The organism is Streptomyces sp. DSM 110735, assembly GCF_016482685.1.
GTDB lineage: Bacteria > Actinomycetota > Actinomycetes > Streptomycetales > Streptomycetaceae > Streptomyces.
On record NZ_JACYHF010000047.1, the window covers coordinates 1 to 686 of the forward strand.

A 686-nucleotide genomic window follows, 5' to 3' on the forward strand; every position below is an offset into this window, starting at 1 on the left:
GACTCCAGGATCTGGAGACCGACCTTGACCTCCTCGGCGGGCGGCGCGGACAGGGAGACGCGGATCGTGTCGCCGATGCCCTGGGAGAGCAGCGCGCCGAAGGCGACCGCCGACTTGATCGTGCCCTGGAACGCGGGACCCGCCTCCGTCACACCGAGGTGGAGGGGGTAGTCGCACTGGGCGGCCAACTGGCGGTACGCCTCGATCATCACGACCGGGTCGTTGTGCTTCACCGAGATCTTGATGTCCCGGAAGTCGTGCTCCTCGAAGAGGGACGCCTCCCACAGGGCGGACTCGACCAGCGCCTCGGGGGTCGCCTTGCCGTACTTCTGGAGGAGGCGGCGGTCCAGGGAGCCCGCGTTCACCCCGATGCGGATCGGCGTGCCGTGGTCCTTCGCGGCGCGCGCGATCTCCTTCACCTTGTCGTCGAACTGCTTGATGTTGCCCGGGTTCACCCGGACCGCCGCACAGCCCGCCTCGATCGCCGCGAACACGTACTTCGGCTGGAAGTGGATGTCCGCGATCACCGGGATCTGCGACTTCCGCGCGATCGTCGCCAGCGCGTCCGCGTCGTCCTGCGTCGGACACGCGACCCGGACGATCTGGCAGCCCGACGCCGTCAGCTCGGCGATCTGCTGCAGCGTCGAGCCGATGTCCGACGTACGCGTCGTCGTCATGGACTGCAC

General features: G+C 68.5%; 1 protein-coding gene. It reads right to left on the minus strand.

The window, feature by feature from the left end:
- Nucleotides 1-686: flavodoxin-dependent (E)-4-hydroxy-3-methylbut-2-enyl-diphosphate synthase (ispG, locus tag IF655_RS30845; RefSeq protein WP_199588528.1), on the minus strand; the 686-nt coding region annotated here is incomplete at both ends.